The sequence below is a fragment of the Comamonas sp. BIGb0124 genome, from assembly GCF_003752175.1.
Lineage (GTDB): Bacteria > Pseudomonadota > Gammaproteobacteria > Burkholderiales > Burkholderiaceae_C > Comamonas_F.
This window is the reverse complement of record NZ_RJVF01000001.1, coordinates 102590-117411: the sequence shown is the minus strand read 5'-3', so window position 1 is coordinate 117411 and position 14822 is coordinate 102590. Positions and strand designations below refer to the sequence as shown.

Here is a 14822-nt window from a genome sequence, read left to right as displayed (position 1 = left end):
CGCCTTTGTCCGGGGCGCATGCACCGGCTTCCTTGCCGATGCTGCACCCTGTGCAACAAATCAAGCAAGAAACGTGCGCGCCGGAGGGCGGGGTGTCAGGTGATGGCGCGGGCCGACCGCAGGGACGGCAGGCACTGGTCGGCCGGCTGGGGCCGGCCAAAGAGATAGCCCTGGGCGAATCGGCAGTTCAGCGATTTGACGAAAGCGACGTGTTCGGTCGTCTCGACGCCTTCGGCGATGACTTCGAGGTCGAGCTGGTGGGCGAGGTCGCAGATGGCGCGCACCACGAGCGTGTTGCGCGGGTCGTTGTCGTGGGTCTGGATGAAGGACTTGTCGATCTTGATCTTGTCGAGCTCGAAGCGCCTGAGGTAGCTCAGTGCCGCGTAGCCGGTTCCGAAGTCGTCGAGTGCGACCTGCACGCCGAGCCGGCGCAGGCGGGCGATGATGTCGGCGGCCTCGTTGTGGACCAGCACGCTTTCGGTGATCTCGAACACCACGCGCTGCGGCCGCACGTTGGAGGCTGCCAGCGTGCGCTCGACATAGTCGACCAGGGACACGTCGGTGAACTGGCGGGCCGAGAGGTTGATCGAAATGAAGAGGTCGTCCGGCCAGGTGGCGGCCACTCGCAGTCCCTGCGCAATCACCCAGCGGCCGATGGCGATGATCTGTGCGCTGCTTTCGGCCACCGGGATGAACTCGCCGGGCGGCACGTCGCCCAGCGTGGGGTGGGTCCAGCGCAGGAGGACTTCGAAACCCCGGGTGCCGCCGTCCTCGAGCTCGACGATGGGCTGGAAGCGCAGATGGAACTCGGAGCGCTCTTGTGCCACGAACAGGCCCTGGCGCAGTTCATGGCGGCGCAGCATCTGCTCGCGCATGACGGGGTCGAAGAAGCGGTAGCAGGCGCGTCCGGCTTCCTTGGCTGCATAGAGCGCGCCGTCGGCGTTCTTCATGAGCGTGATCGGGCTTTCGTGCTGGCCCGGCGTCTCGAGTGCCACGCCCATGCTGGCGCTGGCGTTGAAATGCGCCTCGCCCACATCGAACGGCTGACGCAGCAGGCTGGCCACGTCCTGGCACAGCTTCTCGGCGACGGCGCAGGGTGTCTTGTCGCAGAAGACGATGGCGAACTCGTCGCCGCCCAGCCGCGCCAGCACCATGCTGGGCTGCATCAGGGTCGAGACGCGCTGCGTGATCTGGACCAGGAAGGCATCGCCCGCACTGTGGCCGTAGCGGTCGTTGATGGCCTTGAAGTTGTCGACATCGAGCAGCACGATGGCGCAGGGCCCGTTGCCGCGCGGCAGCTCGGCCAGGGCGATGTTGAAGCCGTTGCGGTTGAGCACGCCGGTCAACGAGTCGTAGCGGGCATCGCGGTCCGAGCGTTGCTTGAGCCGCAGGATGGTGATGACCAGCGCCACGCCCGAGAGCACCAGCACGGCCACGATGATGGAGATGGTGAAGACCACCTTGCCCAGCACCTCCTGGCTTTCGGAAACACGGGTGGTGAGCACGTTCTGTGCACTCGAGGCCAGTCTCAGCAGGCGGCTGTTGAGGGGCAGCAGGGTGTCGAGCACCTCGCGGGCGGCAGCGGGATCGCCGAGCTGGGGGAGTCGGGCTTCGACGGCGTGTATGGCCGTCTTGATGTCGGCGTACTCGTCGGCTCCCTGCGGCACCTGCCGGTAGGCCTGGTAGGTTTCGCCGCCCTCGATCACGGTGAGGCGGTTGAGCAGGATCTGGTAGCGCAGTTCGATCTCGTCCTGCGTGGTCTGCGAACCGGGCAGGAAGCGGTTGGCGAGCGTCGCCTCGAATCGGAAAAGCTCGGCCGACAGCTGGCCGCTTTCGTAGGTGCTGTTGAAGCGTTTGCTCTGCGTGGCCCAGACCACGTAGTTGGCCAGGGTGATGGCAGCGCCGATGGCCAGGACTACGCTGGCCACTACCGTCAGGACGGTCGTCGAGCGCAGGCGGGTCAGTGAATTCAAGAGTCCGCCATGCCTCAACGTCAGACGATTTCGATGCGGGACAACTGCCATACGGCCTGCACGTAGATGCTGTCGGCGCGCAGCTTGGCATTGCTGGAGAACGGGAACATGACAAAAACCGGCCCCTTGTCGGCAATGGGCATGGGCTGTCCGTTGCGCAGGTGCGCCAGGATGGCGCCGTTGGCGACGAGCTGGTCGACGTCTGCCGTGACCGAGTAGTCGTTGAGTGCGATCAGCCGGATGCGGTTGCCGCGGGCCTCGATGGCCTGGGCGAAATCCTTGACCGAAACACCGGTGTAGGTCATCGGGTCGCGATGCCATGGCGAGGTGGTCGTGAACGAGGTCTGCGGCAGACGCTCGAACTGGACCCGCGTGTAACGTCGGCAGCCATCGGCATCGACGCCGCCGCCGCCGATGCGGCCGCAGGCGGTCAGCAGGGTGTCGGCCGCATGGGCCGGCGCGACAAGAGCGGCCGCCAGGGTGCAGCCTGTTGCGGCCATGAAGGCGCGTCGGTTCGGCAATCTAGTGAACATGGTCGCCGTGAGAACGGGGTAGGTGCGATGAATGGGTCATACGACCCCGACGTAGCGAATTCAGTTTACCGTACATTTGCGCCGGAATCGCCGAGTTTCTGCCGTTTGCGGAGGGGCTTGGAAGGCCCGTGAACCGGTGGCCGGGGTGCCTGCCCGCGCGGGTTCTCAAGGCCGTCTGTACTGCGTCGCCTGGCGTGCCCAGTAGGTCGAATCCAGGCGATCGAGCCGCACCGTTCCGCCGGTCGACGGCGCGTGCACAAAACGCCCTTGGCCGACATAGATGCCGGCATGCCAGGGCGTGCCGCGGCCGAAGAGCACCAGGTCGCCGGTGCGCAGTTCGCCGGCATCGATGGCACCGCCAAAGGCGCTGAGCTGCGAGACGGTGCGCGGCGGCGCCACGCCTGCGCGCGAGCGGTAGACGTAGTTGATGAGGCCGCTGCAGTCGAAGCCGCCCTCGGGGGTGTTGCCGCCGTAGCGGTAGGGCGTGCCGACCAGGCCCAGCGCATGGATGGCCAGGTCGCTGGCCTGCTGGGCGCTGAGGGTGGGCCGGGTCGAGGTGACGCTGGGCACGGTGCCCGGCGAACCGGTGCGCGGCGCACTGCCGCAGGCGACGAGAAGCGCGGCGGCACAGGGCAGCAGCACGGGTCGCAACAGAATTCGAAGACATCCCATGCCTCGAGATTACCCGATCGTCGTGAGCATTCACGGCTCGTGCCTGCGGTGCGGGGGTCAGCTGCGGTTTGTGGACGGCCAGATCGAGACGCCGAGCGGCGACCGGATATCGAAGGGCGTCATGGGCTGGGGCTGGGTGGGCAGGTGTTCGATGGACGGCGGGCGGGTGTCGTCGCCGCCGGCGCCGCTGTCCTGTCCCTCGATCCAGCGGCGGACGATCGAGCCGTCGACGATGCTGTTGGCGGCCTTGGCCGACTGTTCGAGGATCTGGCGGTTGCGTGGCGTGTCGGGTATCCACTGACCGGTATGGACCGGCGCGTTACCCGTGGACGTGCTCACGCGCCATGCCATGCGGATTTGTTTCATCTCGATTTCCCTGTATCGGCCCGAAGGGGCCGGGCTGCCGTGTCAACGCGGAAATTGAAGCACGTGCAGGGAAATCCGAAGCCCGGAGAAAACCGGCAGGTCCGGCCTTTTTCGGGCTTTGGCGATGTGCCTCCTGGCAGGGATCAGACCGGATTGAGGGGCGCCAGGCCTTCGAGGACCGCCTGCACGTTGTCCAATGCGGTGTAGCCCATCTGGTCGCGGGTCTCGACGGTGGCGCTGGCCATGTGGGGCGTGAGAAAGACGTTGGGCAGATCGGCCAGGCGTTTGTCGAACCCCGGCTCTTTCTGGTAGACGTCCAGGCCCGCTGCAAACAGGTGGCCGCTGGTCAGTGCGTGGATCAGTGCATCCTCGTCGACCAGCGAGCCGCGAGCCGCATTCACGAACACCGCGCCGCGCGGCAGCAGGGCGAATTCACGGGCAGTCATGAGGTGGCCGTGGCCGCCGGGGACATGCAGGGTCAGCACGTCGCATTGCGGCAGCAGGGCGTCGAGGCTGGGGGCGAAGGTGGCGCCGTTCTCGAGCTCGGCGGGGGCGCGGGCGCGGTCGGTGTAGACGATCTTCATGCCGAAGCCGCGGGCTCGGTCGGCGACGGCGCGGCCGATGCGGCCGAAGCCGACGATGCCCAGCGTCTTGCCGCTGACCTTCAGGCCCAGCATGTCGGTCATGCCGAAGGTCTGTTTCCAGCCCTCGCGCATGATGCGTTCGTATTCGGAGGCGCGGCGGCTCGCGGCCAGGATGAGCAGGAACGCGAAGTCGGCCGTGCAGGCGGTGAGGGCGTCAGGCGCATTGGTGACCGCGATGTGGCGTGCGCGAGCGGCTTCGACATCGAGATGGTCGAAGCCCGCGCTGGCGTTGGCGATGATCTTGACGCTGGCCGGCAGCCGGGCGATATCCGCTGCCTGCAGGCCGGATTTCTTGCCGATCAGGACGGCCTGCACGCGGTGTTCGTTGCAGAAACGAACCACGGATTCGCTGTCCATGTCGGTGGGGCTGATATAGGCGTTGAACTGCGCTTGGGCACGCGTCGCGACGGCTGCGGGAATGCGGCGGGCCACGAGGAGTTGGTAGTTGGCTGATGTCGTCATGGATGTAGGGGGTGGAGTTGCAGCGCGATCTTATTCAGCCCCCGCCTGGACCGTCAATATTGATCTTTTCGATCAATATAAAGAAGGCTCGCACGGTATCCGGCTATCGGCTCTCCTGAGTCCGAATGCACCGATTTTCTCTCTCGGTGTTTGTACCTATGCCTCCCAGGAGAGGTTTGGAAATCATTGGGTTGATTTTATGAATCAAGATTGATGAGAAAGCCTTGGAATGCAATTCTGTCGAGACTCTTTCAATGACATTGCATCTACAAAAAGGCGAAAGATGAGTACAAATCAACGTGTGGCATTGGTCACGGGCGCCGGAAGCGGCATCGGCAAGGCCAGCAGCCTGGCGCTGGCCGCCCAGGGCTTTTCGGTGGTGCTGACCGGGCGCCAGATCGACCCCTTGAACGCGGTGGCCCGCGAGATCGAGGCGCAGGGCGGAACCGCGCTGGCGGTGACCTGCGACGTGACTTCGGCGGCGTCGGTCGACCAGCTGTTTGCCGAGACGGTGGCGCGGTTCGGCCGGCTGGACGTGCTGTTCAACAACGCAGGCCGCAACGCCGGCAGCACGCCGCTCGACGAGTACGACGTCGACCTGTGGAACGCGGTGGTGGCGACCAACCTGACGGGTGTCTTTCTCTGCACCCGGGCCGCTTTCAGGCAGATGAAGACGCAGACGCCGCAGGGTGGCCGCATCATCAACAACGGCTCGATCTCGGCGTATTCGCCGCGTCCCAACTCGCTGGCCTACACCGCGACCAAACACGCCATCAGCGGCATCACCAAATCGGTGGCGCTGGACGGCCGGCCCTACGACATCGTCTGCAGCCAGATCGACATCGGCAACGCCGTGACCGGCCTGACCGAACGCATGACCCGCGGCGTCTTGCAGGCCGACGGCTCGCTGGCGGCCGAAGACCGCCTGGATGTCGAGCACGTCGCGCAGGCGGTGGCGCACATGGCCGGCTTGCCGCTGGGCGCCAACATTCTGAACATGACCATCATGGCTTCGAAGATGCCATTCGTCGGTCGCGGCTGAGGCCGGTTACCGGTCCTGAATCCCGAGTTCGAAAAAACACACGCCACGAGAAGTGTGAGGAGATCAACATGTCCACCAGCCATCCCCCTTTGAGAAGTGCAGGCCGGCCGCCTGCTTCCGCCGCCGCCTCGGCTGCCCAGAAGCCGACCCGCGTGCGTTATGCGATCCTGGTCATGCTGCTGCTGGCCACGATATTGAATTACGTCGACCGCTCCAGCCTGGGCATTGTTGCCCCGTATCTGTCCAAGGACCTGGGGCTGGACAAGGTGCAGATGGGCGAGCTGTTTGCCGCCTTCGGCATGGCCTATGCCATTGCGCTGATGCCCGGCGGCGCAATGGCCGACATCCTGGGCTCGCGGCTGACGTATGCGATTTCGCTGATCGGCTGGTCGCTGGCGACCATGGCCCAGGGTTTCGCCAATACCTACCATTTGCTGTTCGGTGCGCGCATGGCCATCGGCGCGCTCGAAGCGCCGGCTTTCCCGTCGAATGCCCGTGCCGTGACGATGTGGTTTCCCACACAAGAGCGATGCCTGGCCACCAGCGTGTACGTGATGGGGCAGTACATCGGCACACCGCTCTTTGCCGGTCTGCTGCTGTGGATCACGACCAGCTTCGGCTGGCGCTCGGTGTTCTATGCAACGGGCATGGCGGGGGTGATCTTTGGTCTGCTCTGGTACATGACCTACCGCGATCCGGTGCACCACAAGCGCGTGAATGCCGCCGAGCTCAAGCACCTGCGCGACGGCGGGGCCTTGATGGGCAGCAAGCAGAAGGAGCCGTTCGACTGGAAGATGGCATTCAAGCTGCTGCGCTACCGCCAGATCTTTGCGATCTGCCTGGGCAAGTTCTGCAACAACACCATCCTGGTCTTCTTCACGACCTGGTTCATGACCTACCTGATCGAAGAGCGTGGCCTGTCGATGATCAAGGTCGGGATCTTCCAGGCGCTGCCTTTCCTGGGGGCGACTGCCGGGATCCTGCTGGCGGGCTTTTTCTCGGACTTCTTCATCCGTCGCGGCTGCTCGGTGTCGACGGCTCGCAAGGCGCCGCTGATCATCGGCACGCTGCTGGGGTCGTCCATCGTGCTGGTCAATTTCGTGGAGTCGAACGAGGTGATCATCGCGATCCTGACGCTGGCCTTCTTTGCCCAGGGGGTGGGCGCCTCGTCGTGGGCGGCGGTGTCGGAAATCGCGCCCAAGCAGTACATCGGCCTGACCAGCAGCATCACCAGCCTGGCCGCGAACATCGCTGCCGTGACCACGCCGATCATGATCGGTTATGTGCTGCAGGCGACCGGGAAATTCTATTGGGCGCTGAACATCATGGGGATTCTGTGCCTGTGCGGTGCTTTCTCGTATTCCTTCATCCTGGGGAAACTCGAGCGGATCGAAATCAAGCAACCGGCCTGAGTCCGGGTTTCATTGAAAAGGTATTTTGAATATGTCGCGATTTGTTTTCGATCATCTCCAGCTGCGCAGCCGAAACCCCGAGGCCGCGGCCGAATGGTTCCGTTCGTGCCTGGATGCAGAGGTATTCGTGCGGCCGAATGGAATCGGCATGCGGGTGGCCAGCGTGAATGTCTTCATTTCCCCGGTGGTGGACGGCGACGGCGTCGCGCCCGCGCCCTTGCCGCCCTACGAGGGGCTGGACCATTTCGGCCTGGTGGTGCAGGACCTGGATGCGGTGGCCCGCGAGCTGAAGGCGAGGAATGTGTTGTTCTATGCCGAGCCGCATATTATCCGGCCGGGCGTCAAGGGCTGTTTCATCAAGGGGCCGGATCAGATCGCCATCGAGATACTCGAGCGAAAACCCGTGGATCCGGCTTGATCCGGGTTTGTGTCGAGGGGTTTTGAAAAGGTGCCATGCTACAATCCGCGCTGTCTGTTGACTTTTATTTAGAAGATAAATCGAATGGCGACGTGGAGCACACTTTCCGAGGCGCAGCGGCTGCTGGGGGTTCAGGCACAGACCATATATGCCTACGCCAGCCGTGGCCGCATCGGGGTGAGCCCGGATCCGTCCGATCCCCGGAAAAGCCTCTACCGCACCGAAGACCTGTCGGCGCTGGTGCGCAAGAAGGTCACGGGCCGCAAACGCGAGACGTTGGCGGCGAGCACGATTTTCGGCGCCGAGCCCTGCATCTCGACCGGGCTGTGCGCGTTTCGCCAGGGGCGTCCGTACTACCGCGGCAAGGACGTCATCGCGTTGGCCGAGCATGCGTCGCTCGAAGACGCGGCCCGGCTGCTCTGGGAAACCGAAGGCATGCCGGTCTTCAGCCATCGCATCGGTGCATTGCCCGATCTTCCGGCCGGCCGTGAACGCGCTTTCGTGGCCTTGGCCATGGCGTCGTCCAAGGGGCATTCCACCACCGGCCGCATCCGCAAGGCCCTGCATGCCGAGGCCGCGCAACTGGTCGGCTACCTGGCCGAAGCGTTCGGTGCCGACAACGACCAGACGCTGCCCCTGCACGAACGGCTGGCACGCGGCTGGGGTCAGCCGGAAGAAGTCGGCCAGCTTCTGCGCCGCGCCATGGTGCTGCTGGCCGATCACGAGATCACCAGCTCGGCGTTTTCCGCCCGCATCACGGCCTCCACGGGCGCATCGTTGCCGGCCTGCCTGTTGACGGGGCTGACGACGTTCTCGGGCCCCCTGCACGGCGATGCATCGGGCCGCGTGCGGGCCTTGTTCGACGAGGTCGAGCGGGCCGGCGCCCATGCGGTGGTGGATCGTTATCTGTCGTCGGCGCTGCCTATTCCCGGTTTTGGCCATCACCTGTATCCCGAGGGCGATCCACGGGGTGCGGCTCTGATGGCGGTGCTGGATGTGCCCGACGAGATCCGGCGCATGACCGACAAGGTGGAGACGCTGACTGGTCTCAAGCCCAATATCGATGCCGGCCTGGCCACTTTGGTGGCGCGTTATCGCCTGCCTTCGGATGCGGCGTTTGCGCTGTTCGCCGTGGCGCGCAGCATCGGCCTGCTGGCGCACAGCATCGAACAGCTCAATGTGGGCATGGTGATCCGGCCGCGCGGCCGCTACACGGGACCGGCGATCGAGCTCGAACCCGAGCTCAAGCCCCCGACTCAGACTCAGGCCCTGCCCGGTCGCTGATCGCGCCGGGCCGGGTGCGATGGCCGGCGGCTGTCAGGCGCGTGTCCAGCCCGGGGTGACCGGGGGCAGGGCGGCGCTGCGGGCTTCGATGTCGGCGCCGGCCAGCAGCACGAGGTCTTCGCGGAAGCGGCTGGCGATCACCTGGATGCCCAGGGGCGTGCTGCCCTGGAAACCGGTGCACAGGCTCAGTGCAGGCAGCCCGGTGACGGGCAGGGCCAGCATGGGCATCTGGGCAGCCCATACGCGCTGGTAGCTGGCGGCGTCCTTCAGGTCGAGGTTGTCCTCGAACGGCAGTTCGGCGCTGGGCGGCATCAGCACCACGGGGTAACGCTCCAGGAACAACTGCCATTGTCGGGTGATGCTGGCACGCGCCATCAAGGCCTGCGAGAAGTCGGAAAAACCGATGCTGCGGGCGAACTCGGCCTGGCCTGCCAGTACCGCGATGGCACCGGGGTCGCCTTCGGCTTCGGCGGTCTTGACCTGGCTTTCATAGGCATCGGCCAGCCACAGCGTGAGCTGCACGGGCAAGGCGGCGTTGAGCGGCGGCAGGGCATCGATTTCGTCGACGATCCAGCCGGCATCGCGCAGCTTGGCGGCCGAGGCCAGCAGCGCTTCGCACAGGGCCGGGTGGGTGTCGAGGCCTTCGGGGCGCAGGCACAGGGCGGCACGCTTGGCGGTGTCGGGGTAGACCAGCGGCGCAGGCATCCACCAGGGGTCGCGGGCGTCGGGCCGGGCCATGGCGTGCAGGGCCAGGCGCAGGTCTTCGACCGAACGGGCCAGCGGGCCGGACACGGCCATCAACTGGCCGCCGATGGGCCGTTCGGATTTGCCGCTGGGGTTGAAGGCGGCGACGCGCCCCAGGCTGGGCCGCAGGCCGTGGATGCCGCAGGCGTAGGCGGGATACCGGATCGAGCCGCCGATGTCGGTGCCGTGCCCGATGCAGCCCATGCCGGCCGCCGTGGCCGAGCCTGCGCCGCCCGACGAGCCGCCGGGCGTCAGTCGCTTGTCGTGCGGGTTGTAGGTGGCGCCGTGGAGCAGGTTGCTGGTGAACCAGCGGTAGCTGAAGGCCGGTGTGTTGGTGCGGCCGACGGGCACGGCACCCGCGGTCAGCAGGCTGTCGACCACGGGGTTGTTGTGTTCGGCGATGAGGTTGCGGTTGGCGACCAGGCCGTTGGTCGTGGCGTAGCCTTTCTGGTCGACGATGACCTTGATGGTCACCGGCACGCCGGCCAGGGGGCCGACCGCGTGGCCCTGCGCAAGCAACTGGTCGATGTGGCGCGCACGGGCCAGGATTTCTTCGGGTCGATGCTCGACGATGGCGTTGAGCGCGGGATTGACGGCCTCGATGCGTTGCAGGTGCGACTGGGCGACTTCCGTGGCGCTGGTCTGGCCCAGGCGGATGGCCGAGGCGGTCTGGCTGGCGGTGAGCTGGTAGAGCTCGGTGGCCGGGAGGGCCTTCGGTGCGGTGCGGCTGGATGGCATGGCAAGTCTTTCGGAACGGCGATGAATCGGATGGGCCCGATGGGCCCGCAGGAACCCGGTGCTGAGCGTGAGCGGTCGATGCGGCGGGCTCAGGCCGTGCGCGAGGCGCGGAACGCGGCAAAGGTCGGTCCGCCCGGGAACATGCGGATGGCGGGATCGAGATGCCGCCAGTCCATCTCGGTCGGGTCCATGGCGATGGGGCCGGGGACGGCGCTGAAGAGAATGTCCTGTGCGATGGGGGCGAAGTCGGCCCGGAAATGCAGCGTGCTCTTGACCACCAGGATGCGCTCGCGGGTGGGCTCGATGCCCACGTAGCGGAACATGGCCTGATCGGCCAACTGGGCCTTGTGGCTGGCCAGCACGATCCGTACGCCGCCCAGCCGCAGGCAGGCGCTCGGGCCGAGATCCATGTGGAAACCGCCGTAGTAGGGGCCGAAGGCGTCGAAGCGGCCGTCGGACAGCGACTCGACCAGGAACTCGGCCTCGAAGGGGGTGTCGCCCGGCACACCGGATTTGCCGCCCAGCGACAGCCGCACGGTGGCACCGGCCCCGGCGGCGTGCGCGGCCGACGCGGCAGCGGGGTCGACCATCAGGCCCAGGGCCGCATCGGTCGCGCCGGCGTCGACCAGGGCACGCAGCAGTCCGGTGGTGTCCGACTCGCCGCCCGCGCCCGGGTTGTCCTGGGTGTCGGCGATCACCACGGGCTGGCCGGCCGGGGCCTGCAAGGCGCGTTGCACGGCGGCATCGGCCGGCAGCAGCTCGCCCTGGAAATCCATTTCTGCGGCGCAGACGGCGTCGTAGAGGGCATCGGCGGCCTGCTGTGCGGCCTGCGGACTGGTGGCATGGGCCCAGACGACCGGCCCGCATTCCGAGAAATCCGCAGCCGGAAACCCCATGGTGAACGACAGGCTGACGAGCTCGGGGTTGCCGCGCTCGAGGGCCTCGAGCTGGGCATACAGTCCCTGGGCCGGCTGCAGGTCGGTGCATTGCCAGACGGTGGGGATGAGGAAGGGGATGCGGCGCCAGGCGGTGTGCAGCGGCGGCAGGCCGTCGAACAGGCGCTGCAGCACGGCCATCGTGCGGCGGCCGGTGGCCGCCATGTCGACGTGCGGATAGGTGCGGTAGGCCACCAGCACGTCGGCCTGCTCGAGCATGGCGGCCGTGGTGTTGGCGTGCAGGTCGTAGCTGGTCACCAGCGGCACGTGCTCGCCGATGCAGGCGCGCACGCGGCGTATCACTTCGCCTTCGCCGTCGTCGTAGGCCTCGGCGGACATCGCGCCGTGGAGGTCGAGGTAGACCGCGTCGAGCGGCTTGGCCGCTTCGATGCCCGCCACGATCATGGCGCAGATGCGCTCGAAGGCATCGACGGTGACCCGCGACGACGGGCTGGCCGCGCACCAGACCGTCGGCAGCAGTTCATGGCCCTGGGCGCGGGCGGCTTCGACGAAGCCCGCTGCAGGAATGTTGGCGCCGCCGATGGCGTCGAAGATGGCCGGGCCGACGCTGAGGCCGGGCCACCCGCCGCCCAGTTCGAAGGCGTGGTAGTCGGCAGGTGCCGGGGCGAAGGTATTGGTTTCGTGCTGGAAACCGGCAAAGGCAATGCGCATGTCAGACCCGTCTGGACTAAGGGAAAGAAAAAGGCGATCGGCGTGCGGGCTTCAGTCGCAGGCCGGCAGGCTGTCCTCGCCGACGGCGTCGGTCCAGACGTGAAAGGGTTCGGAGTAGCCGGAGTTGCGGCCGCCCTGGCGCCGAACGGCACCCAGAATGGTGAAATGGTTGGGGCTCTCCATGCGGTCGGCCACCACCGTAGGATAGTGCCGGGCCAGCGCGGCGAGCGTGTCGTCCGGCAGGCGGCCGTCGGCCACCACGGTCGGCGGGGCCGAATAGTCGAGTCTCGGACTGGCTATGCACTGCTCCAGGCTCATGCCGAAATCGGCGGCGCAGGCCAGGGCATGGAAAACCGCCGGGATGATCTTGCGCCCGCCCGAGCCGCCGATGCCGAGGACATCGTCCTCGCCCGCCAGCAGCATGGGGGCGTAGTTGGCCAGGGCCCGGCGGCCCGGCGCAATGGCGTTGACGCGGCCCGGGCGGGGATCGAACCAGTTCACGCCGTTGTTGAGCAGGATGCCGGTGCGCGGCGACATCACCCCCGAGCCGAAGCTCGACAGCAGGGTCTGGGTGAGGGTGACGACCTGGCCGTTGCGGTCCACCACGCTGAGGTGGCTGGTGCAGCTCGGACGTGTGCGTTCGGCGGCATCGCCCAGACGCGACAGCCGGTACGCCCAGGCCTGTGCCAGGGCCTGCGCGTAGGCCAGGTAGGTGGCGGTGCCGGGCGCACCCCCTTCGGGCCGGTAGTGGCGTTCGCAGAACTGCAGGGCCATGGCGACGGTGATGCCGCCGTTGAGCTCGGGTACCAGGTGGATCTCGCGGCCTCGGTAGCGCACGCTGTCCGAGGGGCCGGCGGCGGCGGTGAATCCATGCAGATCGGATGCCTGCAGGTAGCCGCCGGCTTCCAGCACGTCTTGCGCCAGGGCCTGCGCCAGCGGGCCTTCGTACAGGGCGCGGGGGCCGGCTTCGGCGATGTGCTGCAGGCTGGCGGCCAGCGCCGGAGCGGGCAGACGCGCCACCTGGCCCGAAACGGCAGACGGCGTGAGCGGCAGCTTGCCGCCGGGAAAAAAATAGGCGCTGCAGGCGGCATTGCGGCGCAGGCGATCCATCTCGCAGGCGATCCATTGGGTGGTGTGGAAGTCGACGACCGGACCTTGCCGGGCGAGCTCGACCGCAGGGGCCACCAGCGCCGCCCAATCCAGGCGGCCGAACTGCCGGTGCGCAACGCCCAGGCCGTCGACGAGGCCTGGAATGCAGACCGACCGTGCACCGATGACGTTGCGGTCTTCCAGCACATTGGGCCAGCCGAAGAGATCGCCGTCGCTGCCGTCGACCAGCGGAAAATCGGCCGGATCGAGGCCTGCCGGCGAGTGCGCACCGGCGTCGATGGCGGTGACTTCGCCTTCGGGGCTGCGCACCAGCAGGGCGCCGACGCCGCCGATGCCGCTCATCCAGGGTTCGAGCACGCCGATGGCGAACGAGGTGGCGATGGCCGCATCGACCGCGGAGCCGCCTTGCTTGAGAACCCGCGCGCCGACGGTCGCAGCGAGCCGGTTGTGCGCGACGACGATGCCGCCCTCGCTTTCGACGACCGCCTTGTGCACACGCAAGGTGGACGAGAGATTGGGGGAACGGATATCGGTCAGGGACATGATGGAGGGGTCTGGGAAGGCGCGAGGCTTGCGGCGTGGCGGCAGAAGGGCGGGTAAGGTTGCAGTTGCAGTTGTGATCGTGGTCGTGGGTGCGTTGTGGAAGGGCGGCCTCAGCGCAGCCGCATCACCAGGCTGGCCATGAGCCGGGTGCGCGGCACCAGGCTGTCGACCTCGATGTGCTCTTGCAGCGTGTGGTGCAGGTCGCCGCAGGCACCCAGGCCGTCGAGCGTGGGCAGTCCCAGCGCCCCTGTGAAGTTGCCGTCCGAGCCGCCGCCCGAGACCAGGCGCGGCAGCTCGAAGCCCAGGTCTTTGGCGGCAGCTTCGGCGACCTCGTAGAGCGCCAGGCAGCCGGCGTTCTCTTCCCAGCGCGGGCGCTGCAGGGTCTGGGTGATGGTGAAGGAGCCGCTGGCATCCTGGCTGGCCAGGGCCTGCAGGGCAGCCAGCCGTTCCTCGCGCACGGCGGGATCGCGGATGAGGACCAGCAGCTCGGCCGTGCAGGTGGTGGCGACGCAGTTCGACCACAGGCCGCCGCGCAGGATGCCCACCGTGAAGGTCGCATCGGCGGTGCTCAACCGCTCGATGGCGATGAGTTTCTCGGCCATCTGCCGGATGGCCGACCGGCCTTTTTCAGGGGTGTTGCCGGCATGTGTGGGCTGGCCGGTGGATTCGAGCGCAAAGCGCACCACCTCATGCCGCCCCAGCACGATGGCGCCGTCCGGACGGGCCGGTTCCGGGACCAGGATGTACTTGAACTGACGGGCGGTGGACTCGATCAGCGCGCGGCTGGCGGGGCTGCCGATCTCTTCGTCGCCGGTGTACAGGATGGTGACCGGCAGGGGCGTGGTCCAGCCGGCCGCGCCGAGTTCACGCAAGGCGCACAGCGAAAGGTAGTCGCCGGCCTTCATGTCGTTGATGCCGGGGCCGTAGCAGCGCGAGCCTTCGCGGCGCCAGGGCAGTGCGGCCAGCGTACCGATCGGGTGCACGGTGTCGAGGTGGCCCATGACGAGGATGCCGGGCTGCTCGGGGTGCGGATGGGGAAAGCGGCCCATGACGGCGCCGGCATGCCCCGGCAGGGTCTGCAGGCGTTGGACTTCGGCGCCGGCCGCCGCCAGATCGTGCTGGGCCAGGTCGAGCATGCGTTCGACCGAGGACACATCCAGCGTGGGGCTTTCACACTCGACCCAGCGCCGCAGACCCGCAAGCATGGCCTCCTGGTCGAAGGGCAATGCAGAGACATCGAAAGGCGTGCCGGTGGCCATGGGAATCTTTCGTCT

Annotated in this window: 14 protein-coding genes; 5 read left to right on the top strand and 9 right to left on the bottom strand. The window is 67.0% G+C overall.

Going from position 1 to position 14822, the window contains the following annotated elements; translation table 11 throughout:
• Positions 1-95: 95 nt before the first annotated feature.
• From EC845_RS00520 to EC845_RS00505, 5 genes are all read right to left on the bottom strand, one after another.
• Positions 96-1973 carry a bifunctional diguanylate cyclase/phosphodiesterase gene (locus EC845_RS00520; RefSeq protein WP_158615572.1) on the bottom strand — a complete coding sequence of 626 codons (1878 nt, stop codon included), beginning with the start codon at positions 1971-1973 and terminating at the stop codon, positions 96-98.
• A 20-nt stretch (positions 1974-1993) separates the two neighbouring features.
• Positions 1994-2506, bottom strand: coding sequence for a hypothetical protein (locus EC845_RS22230; protein WP_158615571.1), 513 nt, complete (start codon positions 2504-2506; stop codon positions 1994-1996).
• Positions 2507-2671: 165 nt separating this feature from the next.
• The gene (locus tag EC845_RS00515) at positions 2672-3178 is read right to left on the bottom strand and encodes a C40 family peptidase (protein WP_123295270.1); all 507 of its coding nucleotides are present in this window, start codon (positions 3176-3178) and stop codon (positions 2672-2674) included.
• Between the two features lie 57 nt (positions 3179-3235).
• A complete protein-coding gene (locus tag EC845_RS00510; protein ID WP_148077200.1) occupies positions 3236-3544 on the bottom strand; it encodes a hypothetical protein in 309 nt (102 codons plus the stop codon).
• Between the two features lie 143 nt (positions 3545-3687).
• Entirely contained in the window at positions 3688-4650 is a 963-nt protein-coding gene (locus EC845_RS00505; protein WP_123295268.1) for a D-glycerate dehydrogenase, read from the bottom strand.
• Here EC845_RS00505 and EC845_RS21995 point away from each other — a divergent pair.
• The 5 genes from EC845_RS21995 to EC845_RS00485 all read left to right on the top strand — a co-directional run bounded on the left by EC845_RS21995 (position 4634) and on the right by EC845_RS00485 (position 8806).
• On the top strand, positions 4634-4864 hold the full coding sequence (locus EC845_RS21995; protein WP_148077199.1) for a hypothetical protein: 231 nt from the start codon (positions 4634-4636) through the stop codon (positions 4862-4864). The genes EC845_RS00505 and EC845_RS21995 overlap by 17 nt on opposite strands.
• Positions 4865-4933: 69 nt before the next feature.
• Complete coding sequence (locus EC845_RS00500; RefSeq protein ID WP_123295267.1) at positions 4934-5692, top strand: SDR family oxidoreductase; 759 nt, start codon at positions 4934-4936, stop codon at positions 5690-5692.
• A gap of 68 nt (positions 5693-5760) precedes the next feature.
• Positions 5761-7104, top strand: a complete 1344-nt coding sequence (locus tag EC845_RS00495) for an MFS transporter (protein ID WP_123295266.1) — start codon at positions 5761-5763, stop codon at positions 7102-7104.
• 31 nt (positions 7105-7135) lie between these two features.
• Positions 7136-7522 (top strand): VOC family protein, encoded by a 387-nt coding sequence (locus EC845_RS00490; protein ID WP_123295265.1) that lies wholly within the window; start codon positions 7136-7138, stop codon positions 7520-7522.
• 84 nt (positions 7523-7606) lie between these two features.
• Entirely contained in the window at positions 7607-8806 is a 1200-nt protein-coding gene (locus EC845_RS00485; protein WP_123295264.1) for a citrate synthase, read from the top strand.
• Positions 8807-8839: 33 nt separating this feature from the next.
• Here EC845_RS00485 and EC845_RS00480 read toward each other — a convergent pair whose 3' ends face one another.
• From EC845_RS00480 to EC845_RS00465, 4 genes are all read right to left on the bottom strand, one after another.
• Positions 8840-10288 (bottom strand): amidase family protein, encoded by a 1449-nt coding sequence (locus EC845_RS00480; RefSeq protein WP_123295263.1) that lies wholly within the window; start codon positions 10286-10288, stop codon positions 8840-8842.
• A gap of 89 nt (positions 10289-10377) precedes the next feature.
• Positions 10378-11895, bottom strand: coding sequence for a M81 family metallopeptidase (locus EC845_RS00475; RefSeq protein WP_123295262.1), 1518 nt, complete (start codon positions 11893-11895; stop codon positions 10378-10380).
• A gap of 51 nt (positions 11896-11946) precedes the next feature.
• Entirely contained in the window at positions 11947-13548 is a 1602-nt protein-coding gene (locus EC845_RS00470) for a gamma-glutamyltransferase (protein WP_123295261.1), read from the bottom strand.
• Positions 13549-13658: 110 nt separating this feature from the next.
• Positions 13659-14807: a M20/M25/M40 family metallo-hydrolase gene (locus EC845_RS00465; protein ID WP_123295260.1), complete on the bottom strand. Its 1149-nt coding sequence runs from the start codon at positions 14805-14807 to the stop codon at positions 13659-13661.
• Between the last annotated feature and the right edge of the window lie 15 nt (positions 14808-14822).

Excerpts from the sequence above, each read along its gene's own strand:
- EC845_RS22230 (WP_158615571.1), bottom strand. The coding sequence starts at position 2,506 with ATGTTCACTAGATTGCCGAACCGACGCGCCTTCATGGCCGCAACAGGC.
- EC845_RS00515 (WP_123295270.1), bottom strand. The coding sequence starts at position 3,178 with ATGGGATGTCTTCGAATTCTGTTGCGACCCGTGCTGCTGCCCTGTGCC.
- EC845_RS00510 (WP_148077200.1), bottom strand. The coding sequence starts at position 3,544 with ATGAAACAAATCCGCATGGCATGGCGCGTGAGCACGTCCACGGGTAAC.
- EC845_RS00505 (WP_123295268.1), bottom strand. The coding sequence starts at position 4,650 with ATGACGACATCAGCCAACTACCAACTCCTCGTGGCCCGCCGCATTCCC.
- EC845_RS00500 (WP_123295267.1), top strand. The coding sequence starts at position 4,934 with ATGAGTACAAATCAACGTGTGGCATTGGTCACGGGCGCCGGAAGCGGC.
- EC845_RS00495 (WP_123295266.1), top strand. The coding sequence starts at position 5,761 with ATGTCCACCAGCCATCCCCCTTTGAGAAGTGCAGGCCGGCCGCCTGCT.
- EC845_RS00490 (WP_123295265.1), top strand. The coding sequence starts at position 7,136 with ATGTCGCGATTTGTTTTCGATCATCTCCAGCTGCGCAGCCGAAACCCC.
- EC845_RS00485 (WP_123295264.1), top strand. The coding sequence starts at position 7,607 with ATGGCGACGTGGAGCACACTTTCCGAGGCGCAGCGGCTGCTGGGGGTT.
- EC845_RS00480 (WP_123295263.1), bottom strand. The coding sequence starts at position 10,288 with ATGCCATCCAGCCGCACCGCACCGAAGGCCCTCCCGGCCACCGAGCTC.
- EC845_RS00475 (WP_123295262.1), bottom strand. The coding sequence starts at position 11,895 with ATGCGCATTGCCTTTGCCGGTTTCCAGCACGAAACCAATACCTTCGCC.
- EC845_RS00470 (WP_123295261.1), bottom strand. The coding sequence starts at position 13,548 with ATGTCCCTGACCGATATCCGTTCCCCCAATCTCTCGTCCACCTTGCGT.
- EC845_RS00465 (WP_123295260.1), bottom strand. The coding sequence starts at position 14,807 with ATGGCCACCGGCACGCCTTTCGATGTCTCTGCATTGCCCTTCGACCAG.